Source organism: Heliomarina baculiformis, from assembly GCF_019966545.1.
Classification (GTDB): Bacteria; Pseudomonadota; Alphaproteobacteria; order Rhodobacterales; family Rhodobacteraceae; genus Heliomarina; species Heliomarina baculiformis.
On the sequence record NZ_JAIMIC010000018.1, the window covers coordinates 39594 to 56144 of the forward strand.

Sequence of the window (16551 nt, forward strand, 5' to 3'; positions counted from 1 at the left end):
GAAAACTTCAGTCGTCAGCGGCGAGAACGAGACCCGTTCCCTCCGGCCAAAGAACATGGACGCGTGCGCCCACGTCATGCCCGCCCGAGACTCTTTCGGCTTGTTGCGGGACATTCACCTGCAGGGTGCCGAGGTCATCGGCTTCCAGCAGGTATTCGGTGTGATCGCCCAGAAAGGTACGATGGGTGACGCGGGCTGGCAGCGTTGCGGTGGCTACCGGAAGAGGTGCGTCCGGCGCAGCGAGCGAAAGCGCCTCTGGTCGGATGGCGATATCGGCCTGTGCACGGCTGTCATCGGGGTTTTGCTGTACTGCGACGAGTGCGCCAGAGCGCAGCCGCACAGTCACCAACTTGTCGCGCGTTTCAATAATCTCTGCAGTGAGGATATTCGCCTTGCCGACGAAATCGGCCACATAGCGGGAGCGGGGACGATCATAAAGATCTCCGGGCGTGCCGACCTGCGCAATCCGCCCGTTGCCCATGATGCAGATGCGGTCCGACATGGCGAGTGCCTCTTCCTGGTCGTGGGTGACCAGAACGAAGGTGATGCCGAGGCTACGTTGCAGGGCCAGCAGTTCGCGCTGCATCTCGCCACGCAGCTTCGCGTCGAGCGCGGCCATGGGTTCATCAAGCAGAAGGATCTTGGGTTCGTTAACGATTGCCCGGGCAAGGGCGACGCGCTGCTGTTGACCGCCCGACAGCTCCCAAATGCGGCGATCTGAAAAATCCGACAGGCGCACGGTCCCCAGCGCCTTCGCAACTTTCTGCGCGATCTCCGCCTTTGGCATACGGGGGCGGCGCTGGCGGAGTCCGTAGCCTACATTCTGGGCGACATTCATATGCGGAAAGAGCGCGTAATGCTGGAACACCATGTTCACCGGGCGGCGGTGGGCTGGCAAACCCGAGACATTCGAGCCGTCGATCAAAACGTCGCCTTCGGTGGGGCGTTCGAAGCCCGCAAGCATCCGCAGCGCCGTGGTCTTGCCGCAGCCTGACGGGCCAAGGAAAGAAAGAAATTCACCCCGCCGGATTCGAAGTGAGAGGCCATCCGCCGCCGTGATGCTACCGAACCGCTTTGTCGTGCCGATGAATTCCGCGACGGAATCGGACGCGATGGTTTTATCGGGCGAATTGCTCATCTGCTGGTCCTGTTGCATCGTTTTTCCTGTCGCAGCTAACGCGTCCAGCATGGCCACCTCTTTTATGTTGCGCTATGCAGCATATGCCGTACTTAGTGAAATTGGTAAAAAGATTGCCATTTGTTGTATATACCACAAAGAGCATAGATGGCCGAAAAATTACAACTTCAGGATTGGGTTGCCGTGAGCGCCAAGGTTGTTTCGGACTTGGGGACGCCAGCCTTCTGTCCCAGTCTTATCGACGCGATCCGCAGAACTGTTCCCTTCGAGTTCTCAGTGATATTCGCCTATAACAAGGATCTGCGACCCCTTGATATATTTGATAATTTTCCTTCACAAAAGCGCCGCGTGATGGTTGATGATTACCAGGAGGGACCCTATCTTTTGGATCCCTTCTATCTGCATTCCCAAGCGCCGACGCGGTCACGGCTGGTGCGATTGAAAGACCTTGCACCGGACCGCTTTTACCAAGCTGAATATTTCCGCAATTACTATGTTCAGACCGGACTTGCTGAAGAAATAGGCTTTATCGTCGACGTAGGAGAGGGCGTCAGCGTGGTGATCTCTGTTATGCGCGAGCTCAAGGCCTTCTCCGCGCGGGAATTCCGGGATCTTCAAGCGATCTTTCCCTTCGTGGAGGCTGTCTCCAAACGGCACTGGGCGGGCCTTCTCAAAGAGTTTTCAGCCGCTGCGAGCGCAGGTCCGCGGCTGCCGCAACTGATCGACGATGCTTTTCAGCGCTTTGGGCGCAATGTGCTGACCCCCCGCGAGGCGGAGGTTGTGGAATACGTTCTCAAAGGCCATTCGGCAGAGGCGACGGGCAAAGCCCTTGGAATTGCTTCGGGGACTGTGCGGATTCATCGACGCAACATCTACGGTAAACTGGGCGTCAGTTCGCAGGGGGAGCTCTTCTCAAGTTTTATTGCCTCTTTGGAAGATCTTTGAACGCGGAGACGGGTACTTTTCCATCGAATACATGTCTTTCCAACGCTTCCGAGCCGGTTGGCTTGAGGAGGGATGAACCGATGATGCCATTTCGAGCCGAGGGTTTTGCCTTGAAATTCGTCCCGCCGACCCGGCATCATCCGATTGCGCGAGCGTTATTCCAAGGTATGGGTGACCTATTGACTTTGACCCGCGCAAAACGGGCAATGGAAAAAGTTGCCTGCGGCCGAGACATTCTGCTCCTTCGTGTTGTGTGCCAGGATGATGTTTTCTGGCGACGATTGAATGGGACGAGAGCGCAAGCACGTTTAATTATCGCGTTTTATCTGAACGGTCGTGTTGGAGTGGTTTGGACCTCTCGCAGTCCTGCGACTTGACTACTTTCATAGTGGTCTTTCCTGATGACCGCGGAGGCATTGACGTAGCCAGGCCGAGATTCAAGGCAGCGTCAATTGCAGGGTGGCGGCTCGCTGCCGAACAACTCACGCATTTAGACTTCAGTTCAACTGTCGACGCGGCCAAGAACGCTGCCAAGCGGTCAGGGATTTTGTGGTCGAACATCTCTCTTTGCGGGACCTGTCTCGTCTTTCTCAAGATGGCGGAGTTGCAAACGGATCAGCCCAACGCAAGAATGTGGCAAAGTTATCTACCATTTTAGCACAGCGTAATTTGCATAGCGGATATGAAATTTTATTGTTTACTTTCATATAGAAAGCGCATGGTTAATTGATCTGGATCAGTTCTTGCCCCGCGCTTTTGTGACACCTTCTCTTCAGAATGAAGAAGGAAGGGAATGACCCCATGAAAAACTTGTCCCACAGCCTCGGTTCCGTGCTCGCACTGGGCGCGCTCTCAACGGTTCTAGCAATGCCTGCCTTGGCGCAATCTCAAGGCGACTGGACCTTCGGCGTCGGGATCATCAACGTGAACCCGAAATCTGACAACGGATCGCTCGCAGGTGCGGCAGCCACCGTGGGTGATGACACTCAACTTTCGTTGACCGGTGAGTATTTCATCCTCGATAACCTCGGTATCGAGCTTTTGGCCGCGACACCGTTTGAGCACAGCATTTCTCTCGGCGGCGCCGAGATCGGCTCTACCAAACACCTGCCGCCCACCGTCTCGCTGGTTTACCACGTACCGACGCGCGGCAAGGTCACGCCCTTCTTCGGCGTCGGTTTGAATTATACCACTTTCTTTGAAGAGACGACGGCACTTGGCGATCTTGAACTGGACGACAGCTTTGGGCTTGCAGCCACCATCGGTGCGGACTGGCAGATCTCTGAACATGGCTCACTGCGCTTGAATGTGCGATATATGGACATCGAAACCGACGCTACCCTGAACGGCGCTCCAATCGGTACGGCAGAAATCGATCCCGTCTCTGTTGGTGTCTCTTACGTGCATCGTTTCTGATCCTGCTTCGGAGTTTGTCGGGGCGACACAACCCGGCACTCACAATGTTCACTGGTGCCGCCCTCAGGGCGGCATCATTCGATATTGCAGAGACAAAACCGGCATCCCGGCTTGGCTATTTTGCCGTTTTTCTGATCTTGGGTGAGGCGCTTCGCGCGTTCATGATTGTAAAGTCGGTTTGGTCCCGCGACCCTCACCTTGGTCAGGGTCGCTGGGAAGGGTCGTTCGCGCCAGATAGTAAAATGGCTGTCTGAACGAATACTTCTTGGAATTATCAAATGTCTAAAGCTTATGGGCGTCTAGATGTATTCCTGCGAGCAATTAACGCGGAAATGCGGTCCTGGAATTTGGGTGCAGGATTCCGTTGACGTGGCGCTGTCAGGCTTGTCACAAGCTAGGGACATGTCGCCTTACATGGGCAAGAAAGGCGGACGCAGTAGGGGACAGCGACCTGCCGGGCTGGTGGACTATTCCGATCCGCCGTTTTGCTCCGAAATCTGCGATAGTCCGTCGGATCAGCCGTTCCATCGGGAGGACAGGCAGGGTCAATGTCGGTAGCAACGTGATGCCGAGATTAACCGCGACAAGCGCTCCGGCCGTCGCGAGATGGGCGACTTCGAACCGGGGAGAAATTTCCTTTTCGAGGCGCTGGCATGCGCCGCTCAGTAGTTCCCGGACGCTCGTGCCAGGTTCCATCGCAATCAGCGGCATGTCGATCAGTTCTGCCATTTCGTAAACCCGGTCCTCGGCCAGCGGCCCCTGCGGAGCACCGACTGCAACAAAAGGATCGTCCATCAGTGGGTGAAAGGTCAGCCGCATCCGCGCCGACACGGTGCCCGCCATGAAGCCGATGTCGGCCCGCCCGGTCTTGATCGCCTCCATCACGCTACCGGAAAGCGCGTCGATGATGCGGAGGTCAATGTCTGGGTGGGCAACGGTGAAGCTTGCCAGCAGATCGGGCAGAAGACCGGCAGTTACCGACGGCAGGCCAGCGATCGTGAGGCGGCCGTTGCTGGCGGAGAGATGCGCATCGAATTCCGCCATGACATCCGTTGACGTGTTGATCATGCGTTCGGCCAGTCGGGCGAAGGCCAGTCCAGAGGTCGTGGGCGTAACATTGCGCGTATCGCGGTCAAAAAGCCGCGTCCCCAACCGCGCCTCAAGTGCTGCGATCTGTCGCGAGAGCGCCGAGGCCGACATGCCCAGGGTCTCGGATGCGGCTCGGAATGTACCGGTTTCACTGACGATCAGCGCTGCCTGAAAATCGGCGAGGGTTGGAGTATTGCGTTTCATGCATCAATTATTACCAATATCGCACTTTTCACAATAGATGATCTGGCGCACTCTCACCACGCCCGCAATGCGGTGCAAAATGGGAGGATACCATGAAACACTTCGTAACCGCGCTTTGGGGCGCGACACTTCTTGCGAGCCCCTTGGCCGCGCAGAATACCGACCTGTTGATCGGATCGACATCGGCCTCGTCAAGCCATTACGGGTATTTTGTCGCCGTGGGCCAGCTAATCAACGAAAACGCCGAAGGTCTGCGCGCCTCGGTAGTTGAAACCGGGGCCACGATGGACAACATCCGGCGGATGGAGCGGGGACAGGTCGACCTTGGGCTGGTCACCACGAACGTTGCGCAGCACGCTGTCGCAGGTACCAATGAATTCGAAGGCAAACAACAGGATCTCACGCTGCTCTGGGTTTATACCGGCGCGCCACAGAACGTGGTCATGCGCGCGGATGCGGGTGTTTCGGACCTGTCCGGTCTCTCAGGCGTTCGTTTCAATCCGGGTATCAAGGGATCGGCGACGGAGTCTACAACCGAAGCTGTTTTCAACACGCTGGGTCTTGCGGCGGATTACGTGCGCGGGTCGACAACCGATGTCGTGGACATGATTAAGGACAATCGGGTCGCGGGATATGTAAAGTCAGGATCGGGCAACAAGCTTGACGGCTCGACCATGGACATCGCCACCTCGACCGAAATAGCCATTCTAGGTTTGACGCCAGAGCAGTCGGACAAGCTGAAGGCCGAGATGCCGGACATCTCTGTTGTCGATATTCCCGAAGGCGCAGCGGATGGCGTCCCCGCCTATACCACGTGGAGTTTTGGTGTCGGTGTCGGCGCGCCTTCGTCGATGGAAGAAGAAACCGCCTATCAGATCGTCAAGGCCGTGATGGAGGACAAGGAAGCGCAGGCCAACGCGATGGCAAGCCTTCAGGGTGCGAACCTTGCCGACATCACCGTGCAGTTCGGTACGATCCCGCTGCACCCCGGTGCTGCGCGCTGGTTTGAGGAGCAGGGCATCCAGTTGCCCGCCAAGCTAAAGTCCACAGAGTAAGGCCGGACCTATGACACACGAGCGCGTACAACGAGGCTTGGCGATCATTGTCGGGCTATTCGTTCTCTATACCGCAGCGACCGGTCCCTTTGAGGGGTTGATCCAAAGGGCGTTGTTCCTCGCGCTGGTGACCTGTCTGGGCTTTGCGCTTTTTCCATTGGGCGCCGGGAAAACCTGGCGCCCGGTGGGCATCACTGTCGATCTCGCCCTGTCTGCGGTGACCGTGGCGGCATGTGCCTATGTCGTCGTCAACTACGACAAGATCATGACGAGCCTCCCTTGGGCCACCTCTCTGGACAAGGTGCTCACCGTCGGTCTGGTGCTCGCCGTGCTGGAGTTAGGGCGGCGGACCGTCGGGCTGATCTTTCCAATCCTTGTTCTGCTGGGATTGGGCTATGCGCTGTTCGGAAATTATCTGCCCGGGCCGCTACGTCATCGGGGATTTGACACGGCATTTGTGACCGAAACAATCTTTCTGGGTGATCTCGGCATCTGGGGGATGCTGACGGGTGTAGCCGCAACCGTTATCGCGGCCTTCGTCCTCTTTGGTGCGCTGTTGCTGCACACGGGCGGAGGGCAGGCATTTATGGATCTCGCCATGCGGCTTGGCGGTCGGCAGCCCGGTGGCGCGGCCAAGATCGCCACGATCGCCAGCGGGTTGTTCGGGATGATCTCGGGTTCGGCGGTTGCCAATGTGGCGACCACCGGCAACTTCACCATTCCGATGATGATCCGCCTTGGCTACCCCCGGCCATTTGCCGCGGCGGTCGAAGCCGTCGCCTCTACCGGCGGACAGATCGCGCCGCCGATCATGGGGGCCGCAGCCTTTGTCATGGCCGAGATTCTCGGGGTGCCGTATCTAACCATCATTGTGGCCGCGATCCTGCCTGCGGTTCTCTTCTATCTCTCGGTCTTTATGACTGTGCATTTCGTAGCGTTGCAGCGCGGTTTGGCCGTCGTGCCGGAAGATGAAATGCCGGCATGGGCTCGCATCCTCGCCCCCCGGCGTGTTTTGCCGATCCTCTGTGCGCTCGGAGGCCTTGGCGTCGGAATCTGGATGGGGCGCTCGATCTCGACCTCGGCGTTTTATGGCATCATCGGGTTATTGATCGCCTTTTTCGCAACAGAAACCGGGCGATTGAGCCTGCGCGAAATGGCGTCCAAACTGCTTGACGGGTTGGAGGACGCAGGCAAGGGACTTGTCATCATCGGTGTCTTGCTGGCGGGGGCACAGGTGCTGGTGTCGATGATTAACCTTACCGGGATCGGCGTCACCCTGTCGTCGCTGATCGTCAATATCGCCGGAGATTCCGTGGTGCTTGTCGCGCTGATCGTGGGGTTGGTCTGTCTCATCATGGGGATGGGCCTGCCGACCACTGCCGCATATGTCCTCGTCGCTGCCGTACTGGCCCCCGCGATGACTGCTGTGGGGGTTGACCCGCTAGCGGCACATCTCTTTGTGTTCTATTTCGCGACCATATCGGTCATCACGCCACCTGTCTGCGTCGCCGTCTTTGTCGGGGCAGGGATCGCCGGAACCAACTGGCTGCCTGCCGCGGGTGAGGCCGTTCGGCTTGGTGCCGTCACCTACATCGTTCCCTTCCTGCTGCTGCTCTATCCGGGCATGCTTTTGGGCGGCGGCCCGCTCGAAATCCTCGAAGCAGTCGCCGCCGGGCTTGTGCTGGTGCTCGCGGTACCGGCGCTGTTGTCAGGGGCGCACCTTTTCGGACGCAAAGCTGTCGATGTTGCAATCTACGCGATTGTCATTACGCTTGCGATCTATCCTCAGCCGGTGACGCCATTTCTCGCCCTTGCGATCCTCGTCGCGGCACATTTTCTCGGGCGGGTCCAACGGAGGTCTTTGGCATGAGCATTTTGCGCATAGGGGCAGGGGCCGGCTTTCAGGGCGACCGCATTGCACCTGCGGTGGACTTGGCCGAACGTGGGAAGTTGGACTACCTGATTTTTGAATGCCTCGGGGAGCGAACAATCGCTCTCGCCCAGCAGGCGCGCAGTGCCGATCCGTCAACCGGCTATGATCCGTTGCTGGAACGGCGCATGCGCGCGGTACTACCCGCCTGCGTCCGCAATGGCACGCGCATCGTGACAAACATGGGGGCCGCGAACCCGCTTGCGGCCGCCGACTGCACACGAGCCGTGGCGCGAGATCTTGGATTAACAGAATTGAAAGTCGCGGCCGTAACAGGCGACGATGTGCTCGACCGGATCGGGAAGTTTACCTTAGACGAAACCGGTGAGCCAGCTGCGGCTTTGGCCGACCGGCTGGTCTCGGCGAACGCCTATATTGGGATCGAGGGGCTCGTCGCAGCGCTTGAAGCCGGAGCGGACGTGGTCATCTGCGGACGCGCCTCGGACCCCTCTCTTTTCCTTGCACCGCTGGTGCATGAATTCGGCTGGGCGCGTGACGACTGGCACCGTTTGGGCCGCGGTATCCTGGTCGGCCATCTTCTGGAATGCGCGGCACAGATTACCGGCGGCTATTTTGCCGACCCCGGCGTAAAGGACGTGCCTGACTTGGCGAATATTGGGCATCCACTGGCTGAAGTGGACAGCGACGGTAATGCAGTCATCACCAAGCTGGAGGGCACCGGAGGCTGTGTCACGCGGGCAACCTGTATCGAGCAGATGCTCTATGAGATCCATGATCCTGTCCGGTATTTGCAGCCTGACGTGGTCGCGGATTTCTCGAACGTAAATTTCGAAGAAATTGGACCCGATCGTGTTGAGGTGTCCGGCGCGACGGGGGCCAAAGCGACCGGGTTGCTGAAAGTTTCCGTAGGTTATCGCGATGGCTGGTTCGGGGAGGGACAGATCAGCTATGCTGGGGCGAATTGTGTCGCACGCGGCACGCTCGCGATCTCTCTCGTGCGTGAACGGCTCTCGCAGAGAGCCGTCGGGATCATCGAAGAACGCGGCGAGCTCATTGGCGTAAATTCCGTCTGGCCGTCCGCGAATCCTAGCGATCAAATCGCCGAGGTCCGCATGCGTTATGCCGCGCGCTGTTGCGATGAGGAGTCTGCCCAGGCCATTGGGGAAGAGGTCGAGGCCCTTTATCTTTCCGGTCCGGCCGGCGGCGGCGGCGCAACGAAAAGCACACGCGAGGTCGTCGCTATCGCCTCGAGTCTGATGCCGGCCGCCGAGGTTGCCACAACATTCGAGATGAAAGAGGTGAAGCATGAAGCTGCATGACATCGCCCACGGCCGTACCGGTGATAAAGGCGACACGTCCAACATATCGGTCATCGCTTATGACCCGGCGCATTGGCCCCTGATCCGGGACTGGATGACGGCTAATCGGGTGGCCGCGCATTTCGAAACATTCGATGTGCGGAATATCGAGCGGTTTGAACTTCCGCAGCTACAAGCGCTGAACTTTGTGATCCGAGGCGCATTGTCGGGAGGTGTGACCCGGTCGCTCGCTCAGGATGCACACGGCAAATGCCTGGCGTCTGCCTTGTTGGAGATGCAGGTCGGTTACGAAGACTGAGACCTCAAATTCGTTTATTTGCCAGACCTTCCACGTGCTAACCTGCCTCAATTTAGTAGATGGGACGCGACGCGGTTGCGGATGCGATTTTGTGGGTAAGCAACGGGTTGAACTTGATCGAAGAGACCGGTTCTTTGCTGCGGTGGATTGATCCGATCCTGTTGCAACGTCTTCGACGGTCCGCAATTTAGCTCCATTGCACCCAGATCAATAAGCCGGCTAGCGAACAAAACTTTCAGGCATTGATTTGGGACAGAGCAGTTCAGTTACTCAGTCCCGCTCCGCAGTAGTCAAACCATGCGAGAGTTGAAGACGCGGTGGGAGAGATTTTCAACCGTGGTCGATGAATGACTGCGTGACAATTCATACCTGCGATGCTGCCACAGGTTGGATTTTGAGAAGCCAGATGTTTAGGGTCCAGCTTCCGTATTAATTTCTAAGGGGGATATGCATTGCATGAGAAAAGTAACGACTGTGAAAGACCGCGGTCCCCCCTATATTGCGCATTGAGCAATTTCAGCAACGCGACGGCATCTTATAAGATTTATATCCCAGACCGCGCGCCGCCTCTGGTTGATCAACTTTGGAGGCGATTGGGATTGTTCCGATGAAGTTGGTCTTGAAGCAAAACCTGTGGTCAAATGTGTGGTCGAGGGTCACACTCCGATTGATGGCTTCGCAGCGCTTATGTGCAGAGTGATCTTGTTGACCGATCTGCTCGGCGGCATCGCACTTGCCGAGATGTCCGAGCGATCCGGCGTGACCCGCAAACTAGGCCATCTGGACCTTGATCCTTTGCTGACCGCCCTCAACCCTGCGAAACATGACATCTATGCGGAGCGCAGAAACGGCGAGGTTCGTAAGGTTTTTGCCGGTGGGGACGCAGCAAACGGAAATATTGAAGTTGTCATGGCGGACGCGGGCCGCGTGTCCGGCATTTCAATCGTCGATGAGAGCCATATGGTGATATTCCGTCAATGTTGCTATTTCCAAAAGATGGATATACGGACGGCGCTCCCGCCGTAGGCAGCCCGTCGGGGCGATCCGTTTATCCTTTTATGCTTCACGTTGCGGGACCTGCTGAAACGATGCGGGTGTGATTGACAGTGCGAGGGTGATCCGGGCGGTATGGATCCGACTGGTCCGGGCGACCACGGACAACTCCAAGATGACGAACCCTGCGAGGTCCGCCACAAGGCCAAGCTGAATTTCACCGCCCACCGCATTTTTCGCGTAGGGCAGAAACTTGTGGCTTTAGATATCTCTGCAACCCGCACGGCAATACTCGATAAGTGTTTGAATTTCGACGTTGAACGCAGTGTCGACCGTGCGGGCGCCGATGTCACGGCGGGCGAAACCCACACTCAAAATCTGCCGGTGTAAGGGCCGCGCAAGCAGCAGATCGAAGCATGGGTAATTGCCGATTTCGTTGCTGATTTGAAACCGCGAGTACCGTATGACTTCGGTATGGTGAAGATATCGGCGGCTCACGGCGCCCACTTTTGTTGCCGCGTGCACAGTCTTCTTATTTCTGTGACAGCTATCGCCTCTATGGTCTCATTATGGCCATACAGGCCGATTTTTCAAATCCCGTCCGGTTGGACGGAACCGGGAGTTTCTAGATCAAGGTTAATCCCTCGTCAGGCGCGAGCAAAACCTACGAGCTGCCATTCGCAGGATGGTGGTCCAGCGCAGATGGGTGCTTTACCTGTCATGAATTTTGACGGTACCGAAAAATTGGACCTGAGTGAAGAACCCCAGAACGGCGATAGCCACGTCCTGACGCTTAACTCAACAGCTGGAAGGTCGACCAAAACAAAATTGGGCCTCATCCATCGCGGGGCAACTTGGCTCCGAGCCGCTTTATGGACCACTGGAAGAAAGCCTAAACGTCGCATAACGCCTGGATTAAATACCCTCGAAAGTGAAGACATGGCCGCGTAACCAAAGACAATCAGGCTTCGGCAGGTCCGGGGCAGATCAACTCGCCGTTACTGGTCGGACAAGTCCGTCCTACAGAGGATAGAGTAAGACTTTTACCTCATGAAAACGCCCTGAGGGTTAGATACATAAGACAACGAGTTTTTGAGTTGACGACCATAAAATTCTGACCTTAAAAACGCTGTCTAATGTGTGCCGATGTCGAGGTTTGGGCACTGAGAAACCGGCAGCGCGACGCAAGTGAAGCAACTGAAAATGTTGTACAACCTTGGAGGTTTAATGAGTGGACGTGAGTGGACAAGTCTTCGCGAGCGGCTTCGATACGACACGCACATCATGCACAATCAGGTTGACGCCATGGTTTCTGAGTTTGACCTGACGACAGTCGACGGATTGTCGTGCCTCCTTCGTATGCAAAGCGCGGCTCTCGGTTTGATTATACCGCACGCGACAGAAGCACAGTCTTCATACGCAATTAGAGACCTCCATGAATGTGCGGTGTCCGATCTGCGGCAGTTAAAAGAAGAAGTTGTTCTCCCGTATGATCAGTCGGTTGAGGCTCTTCACCCATACGCCATCGATTACGTCATCGCGGGTTCAAGGCTTGGCAGCCAGATATTGAAGAAACGGTGGCTCTTGGCGACTGATGATAGAGTTCGTCAAGCCGACGCATACTTTTCCGCGCCAAGCTATATAGAAGTGTGGAAGTCATTCTGCGTGTCTGCCGAAGAGATGCAGCCGGATGGCGAGGTCGCGGATCAGATTGTTCGCGACGCAGATCGTATTTTCCAATTGTACCAAGCGAGCGCTCGAGCCGCTCCCTTATCTCAGCGAGTAATCCATGTCTGAAGCCCATCCTAACCAGTACCGAGAGAAGTATGATCTCAACAATTGCGACCGCGAGCCCATACACATTCTTGGTCAAGTTCAGAGTTACGGATGCTTGATTGCGGTTTCTTCAGACTGGATGGTTACACATGCTTCTGAGAACTGCGCCGACCTTCTCAACTTGGATACCGATCGTCTCGTCGGATCAAGGTTCATAGAAATTCTGCCTTCGGAGACAGTGCACCATCTTCGCACCAGAATGCAGGTATTGAGCTATCAGACAGCGGCGGTGCGTGTATTTGCATATCCTGCGTTCGAAGATGACCGCCTCTTCGACATCTCTATCAGCCAGAGCGACCAAAACATCATCTTTGAATTCGAACCACGCGTGGACTCGGTTCAAAAGGTAAGGGATGGCTCAGAGGTTCGCGCGCTGATCGGGCGTGTGAAACGTCATGAGACTATTGATATGATGGCGCGCGAGGCCGCCCGTTCGATAAAGATACTGTCTGGGTTCGACAGGGTTATGGCTTACAGGTTCAACGAAGACGGGAGTGGCACCGTCATCGCGGAAGCTGCGGAGCCGAACCAAGAAACTTTACTGGGCCTGCGGTTCCCGGCAAGCGATGTTCCCAAACAGGCAAGAAAGCTGTACGTGCGTAGCCCGCTCAGGATTATTGCCGACGTCGATGCCAAAACATACGCAATTCGCCCAGAGACAGATCCGAATGGTAAGCCTCTGGACCTGTCGCTTGCGATAACACGGGCAGTATCCCCCATCCACCTCGAATATCTTCGCAACATGGGTGTTGCGGCATCAATGTCCGTTTCAATCGTTCGTAATGGTAAACTTTGGGGGCTTTTCGCATGCCACCACCGCACGCCACGATACATCAGCTATCAGACACGCAGCGAGATCGAGTTATTTTCGGAGCTTTTCAACTATCAGCTCGCCCAACATGAACTGACTTCGGAGCTGGCGGAGGTTGATCGCGGTCGGACGCTGCACGATGATCTTATGAGGCAACTGTCCGGCGGTATGGACATGATCGAGGCGTTCAACATTCTCTCGGAGGCGATTAGAGAGGTAATACCCTTTGATGGTGCAGCGGTTTATACAAACGGTGACTATGAAGCAACCGGCTCCGCGCTGACCAAGGAAGAGTTCCTTGGGCTAGCGCGTTTTTTGAACACGGTACCTCCGGGACAGGTTTATCACACCAACATGGTTTCAGCACGATATCCTGCGGCAGAGGGATATGTGGACCGAGTTGCTGGCATCCTTGCACTTCCTATTTCGCGCACGCCTCGGGACTATCTTGTTTTGTTCCGGAGGGAGATCGCAACATCAATCCGATGGGCAGGTAATCCGGAGAAGCCTGTGGAACTTGGCCCGAACGGCGCACGACTTACGCCCCGCAAAAGCTTTGAAGCCTGGCAGGAAGTGGTACGCGGCCAATCCGCGCCGTGGCGCGGTTCAGAGATTCGCGCAGCGAATGCTCTTCGCGTGACATTATTGGAAGTTGTTCTGAAATTGGCTGACGAGCGCAATATGATGCGCAAGAAAGCTCAGGACCAACAGGAACTCTTGGTTGCGGAACTGAACCACCGGGTAAAAAACATCTTGAACCTCATTCGCGGGCTCGTTTCACAAGGTCAGGATGGCGCAAAATCGACTCAGGAATACCGATCTGTTCTCGACAATCGTATTTTTGCTTTGGCGCGCGCACATGATCAGCTTACCAAAGCGGAATGGGACTGGGTCCCGCTGCAGTCTCTTGTAAATACGGAAGTAGAAGCATTTCTGACCGAGAAATCTTCCCGCGTAATGATCAAGGGCGAAAACATCGATCTTTCGCCTACAGCCTTCTCTACGATGGCCTTGGTTATCCACGAGTTGGTTACGAACTCTGCAAAATACGGCGCACTCAGCGAATCCTCCGGATCAATTGAGCTTGATGTCGCTTTGCAGCCGGATGGCGCAGCCAAACTTTTTTGGAGAGAAATAAACGGCCCGCCTGTCCAGCCGCCAACGCGGCGGGGCTTCGGAACCACAATCATTGAGCGATCAGTACCCTATGAACTGAGAGGTCAGACAGACACTCGCTACCGTATCACGGGCTTTGAAGCTGACCTTGTTTTACCTTCTGCACATGTCCGACCATCAGAAGCGAGCATGGTGTCTTCGCAGCAAACAGCCGTCATAGAAGAGGCTGAAATCCGGTTGGATGGACATTGCCTTGTCTTAGAAGACAACATGATAATTGCGTTGGATGCATCAGACATGTTGACCGAACTGGGCGCAGAAAATGTTCATATAGCAAGTTCGGTCGCGGATGGCCTAAGCATAATATCCAAGCATGATATCAGTATCGCTCTGCTGGATGTAAATCTTGGCGATGAGCTGTCTCTTCCGGTAGTCGAGAAATGCCGCGAACTGGGAATACCGACGATCCTGGCAACAGGATATGGGGCGAATATCGATCTCGTCGCAAGGTTTGCCGATGTGCCCGTTCTTACAAAACCGTACAACTGGGACGGTCTGAAGAAAGTGATTTCTAAAGTGATACTGGACAATTGATTTAACCGGCTCGGAGACATTATTGACCGATCTGAATAGCTACCGAAAGATCGAGATCCGGTTGGCCCAAGTCCTAGTCGTTTTAAACTAAAGTTTGCTGGGCGGCTCTTGTTCTTGGCACAGGCAATGATCGTCTTCCTAAATAGGATGTTTACCGGTACTTCAGATTGCCCAAAGATTTCCTTGAAGCTGGTAAGACTCTCTTGGCGGGCGACGCGGCCCGTGCAGCGACGTCGACCGAATTAAAAGACCTGCGGCTGCACCGCGTTTTGCAAGAGGTCGTGGTAGAAGAGGCTCTGGAGCTACGTCTGCTAAATAGCGTGGTCGGGCACTCTCGGCAGAATACTCTGCATTCGCCTGCCGCGTAATGGATGGGGTCGGCCATGAACGAGATATCCTGCTGCATCCAAAAAGGTCGAAATCATTCGGCTGATGGCGCGTCGCATCTTCCGTTCGGGCGCCCATTGAGCAAGCTCTGCATTCCCAAAAAGAACTGCTACTGTGGGAGTCACCGAAATCTGGTCGGTGGCCCCGCACCGACCTGCCACTGAACTTTCATCCAGCCGCGACTGGAGCCCGGTTGGTGTTTTACGCCGATAGGCGCAGGTTGAGCAATCGCCCGACGCGCGGAGCTTTCATCTCGCGCAGCGGGGCGGGCGATTGCGGCGGTCAGGGCCGGCGCGTAGTCAGCCGGGGTTTGGTAATTCAAGGCCGAATGGGGGCGCTCGGTGTTGTAGTCCGTGACCCAAGCCGCGATCACGACGCGCGCTTGGGCTAGGTTGCGGAACATGGTCTCGTTGAGCAGCTCGTCGCGCATCCGCCCGTTGAAACTCTCGACGAAACCGTTCTGCATGGGTTTGCCCGGCGCGATGTAGTGCCATTCGATCCGATGCTCCGAACACCACCGCAGGATCGCGTTACTGGTTAGTTCCGTCCAATTATCGCTGACAATCGTGCCTGGCTTCCCGCGGCGCTCGATCAGGGCCGTGAGCTCACGCGCGACACGGCGCCCCGAGATTGAGGTGTCCGGGATCGCTGCCAAGCATTCTCGGGTCACATCATCGACTACGTTCAGAAAACGGAACCGGCGGCCGCAAGCGAGCTGGTCGTGCACAAAATCCAGTGACCAGCGTGCATTAGGCCGTGCCTCAACCAGGATCGGCGCCCATGTCCCGACGGCCTTGCGGCGAGCCTTTCGCTTGCGCACCGCCAGCCCTTCATCCCGGTAAAGCCGATAGATCCGGTTAATCACCGACGAGTCGCCCTCGCTGCGCAGCAGGACGAACAGGCGCCGGTAACCGAACCACCGGCGCAAGTTGGCCAGATCTCGCAACCGACCGCGCAGAACCGTGTCCGAAGCACGCCGAGATCGATAGCGGATCATCGTTCGATCAGCGCCGACGATATGGCAGGCCCGCCGCTCCGACAGGCCATGCTCGACCCGAAGATATGCGACAACTTCACGCTTCACGGCGGGCCCTACCACTTTTATGAAACCAGATCCTTCATCGCAGCCAGATCCAGCACTTGTTCGGCCAGAAGATTCTTCAACTTGGCATTCTCATCTTCGAGCGCCTTCAGCCGTTTGGCCTTTGATACCGTCATGCCCCCGAACTTGGCCTTCCCGTTGTAGAAGGTGCCCTCCGACATACCGTGCTTGCGGCACAGGTCTGCGCACTTCGCGCCTGACTCGTGCTCGGCCAGGATGCCGATGATCTGCTCGTCCGTGAATCTCGGTCGCTTCATAGTCCGTCCTCAGGTTGGGTCGGACTGGACCTGTCGCGGTTTGATGCCGCTCCTTTGATAGCATTTACTGCAACAAAGGAGACTGACTATGGGACTGAAA

General features: G+C 56.4%; 12 protein-coding genes and 1 pseudogene. 10 read left to right on the plus strand and 3 right to left on the minus strand.

Translation table 11 applies throughout. The annotated features are described in order from the left end of the window. Nucleotides 1-7: 7 nt before the first annotated feature. Complete coding sequence (locus tag MF268_RS23655) at nucleotides 8-1138, minus strand: ABC transporter ATP-binding protein (RefSeq protein ID WP_238373199.1); 1131 nt, start codon at nucleotides 1136-1138, stop codon at nucleotides 8-10. Nucleotides 1139-1285: 147 nt separating this feature from the next. Between MF268_RS23655 and MF268_RS23660 the strand changes: the two genes are divergently transcribed. Further along, the gene (locus tag MF268_RS23660) at nucleotides 1286-2083 is read left to right on the plus strand and encodes a helix-turn-helix transcriptional regulator (protein ID WP_238373188.1); all 798 of its coding nucleotides are present in this window, start codon (nucleotides 1286-1288) and stop codon (nucleotides 2081-2083) included. An 801-nt stretch (nucleotides 2084-2884) separates the two neighbouring features. After that, nucleotides 2885-3499, plus strand: coding sequence for an OmpW/AlkL family protein (locus tag MF268_RS23665; RefSeq protein WP_238373189.1), 615 nt, complete (start codon nucleotides 2885-2887; stop codon nucleotides 3497-3499). 387 nt (nucleotides 3500-3886) lie between these two features. On the opposite strand, the gene MF268_RS23670 is transcribed toward MF268_RS23665, so the two are convergent. Next, nucleotides 3887-4792 (minus strand): LysR family transcriptional regulator, encoded by a 906-nt coding sequence (locus MF268_RS23670; protein ID WP_238373190.1) that lies wholly within the window; start codon nucleotides 4790-4792, stop codon nucleotides 3887-3889. Between the two features lie 92 nt (nucleotides 4793-4884). Between MF268_RS23670 and MF268_RS23675 the strand changes: the two genes are divergently transcribed. From MF268_RS23675 to MF268_RS23710, 8 genes are all read left to right on the plus strand, one after another. Then, the gene (locus MF268_RS23675; RefSeq protein WP_238373191.1) at nucleotides 4885-5847 is read left to right on the plus strand and encodes a TAXI family TRAP transporter solute-binding subunit; all 963 of its coding nucleotides are present in this window, start codon (nucleotides 4885-4887) and stop codon (nucleotides 5845-5847) included. Between the two features lie 10 nt (nucleotides 5848-5857). After that, nucleotides 5858-7717 carry a TRAP transporter permease gene (locus MF268_RS23680; RefSeq protein ID WP_238373192.1) on the plus strand — a complete coding sequence of 620 codons (1860 nt, stop codon included), beginning with the start codon at nucleotides 5858-5860 and terminating at the stop codon, nucleotides 7715-7717. Continuing rightward, nucleotides 7714-9057 (plus strand): acyclic terpene utilization AtuA family protein, encoded by a 1344-nt coding sequence (locus MF268_RS23685; protein WP_238373193.1) that lies wholly within the window; start codon nucleotides 7714-7716, stop codon nucleotides 9055-9057. The genes MF268_RS23680 and MF268_RS23685 overlap by 4 nt, the downstream gene beginning before the upstream one ends. Beyond that, nucleotides 9044-9355 carry an AtuA-related protein gene (locus tag MF268_RS23690; protein ID WP_238373194.1) on the plus strand — a complete coding sequence of 104 codons (312 nt, stop codon included), beginning with the start codon at nucleotides 9044-9046 and terminating at the stop codon, nucleotides 9353-9355. The genes MF268_RS23685 and MF268_RS23690 overlap by 14 nt, the downstream gene beginning before the upstream one ends. A 573-nt stretch (nucleotides 9356-9928) precedes the next feature. Continuing rightward, nucleotides 9929-10381: a hypothetical protein gene (locus MF268_RS23695; protein ID WP_238373195.1), complete on the plus strand. Its 453-nt coding sequence runs from the start codon at nucleotides 9929-9931 to the stop codon at nucleotides 10379-10381. 102 nt (nucleotides 10382-10483) lie between these two features. Continuing rightward, complete coding sequence (locus MF268_RS23700) at nucleotides 10484-10738, plus strand: hypothetical protein (protein WP_238373196.1); 255 nt, start codon at nucleotides 10484-10486, stop codon at nucleotides 10736-10738. A gap of 837 nt (nucleotides 10739-11575) precedes the next feature. Next, entirely contained in the window at nucleotides 11576-12145 is a 570-nt protein-coding gene (locus MF268_RS23705; protein ID WP_238373197.1) for a heme oxygenase-like domain-containing protein, read from the plus strand. Further along, nucleotides 12138-14705, plus strand: coding sequence for an HWE histidine kinase domain-containing protein (locus tag MF268_RS23710; protein WP_238373198.1), 2568 nt, complete (start codon nucleotides 12138-12140; stop codon nucleotides 14703-14705). The genes MF268_RS23705 and MF268_RS23710 overlap by 8 nt, the downstream gene beginning before the upstream one ends. Nucleotides 14706-15260: 555 nt before the next feature. Here MF268_RS23710 and MF268_RS23720 read toward each other — a convergent pair. Next, nucleotides 15261-16451 (minus strand): annotated as a pseudogene (locus MF268_RS23720) (IS3 family transposase). Between the last annotated feature and the right edge of the window lie 100 nt (nucleotides 16452-16551).

Coding starts and splice junctions, on each gene's coding strand:
- MF268_RS23700 (WP_238373196.1), top strand. CDS start 10,484: ATGGATCCGACTGGTCCGGGCGACCACGGACAACTCCAAGATGACGAA.
- MF268_RS23665 (WP_238373189.1), top strand. CDS start 2,885: ATGAAAAACTTGTCCCACAGCCTCGGTTCCGTGCTCGCACTGGGCGCG.
- MF268_RS23690 (WP_238373194.1), top strand. CDS start 9,044: ATGAAGCTGCATGACATCGCCCACGGCCGTACCGGTGATAAAGGCGAC.
- MF268_RS23655 (WP_238373199.1), bottom strand. CDS start 1,138: ATGAGCAATTCGCCCGATAAAACCATCGCGTCCGATTCCGTCGCGGAA.
- MF268_RS23670 (WP_238373190.1), bottom strand. CDS start 4,792: ATGAAACGCAATACTCCAACCCTCGCCGATTTTCAGGCAGCGCTGATC.
- MF268_RS23685 (WP_238373193.1), top strand. CDS start 7,714: ATGAGCATTTTGCGCATAGGGGCAGGGGCCGGCTTTCAGGGCGACCGC.
- MF268_RS23710 (WP_238373198.1), top strand. CDS start 12,138: ATGTCTGAAGCCCATCCTAACCAGTACCGAGAGAAGTATGATCTCAAC.
- MF268_RS23705 (WP_238373197.1), top strand. CDS start 11,576: ATGAGTGGACGTGAGTGGACAAGTCTTCGCGAGCGGCTTCGATACGAC.
- MF268_RS23660 (WP_238373188.1), top strand. CDS start 1,286: ATGGCCGAAAAATTACAACTTCAGGATTGGGTTGCCGTGAGCGCCAAG.
- MF268_RS23680 (WP_238373192.1), top strand. CDS start 5,858: ATGACACACGAGCGCGTACAACGAGGCTTGGCGATCATTGTCGGGCTA.
- MF268_RS23675 (WP_238373191.1), top strand. CDS start 4,885: ATGAAACACTTCGTAACCGCGCTTTGGGGCGCGACACTTCTTGCGAGC.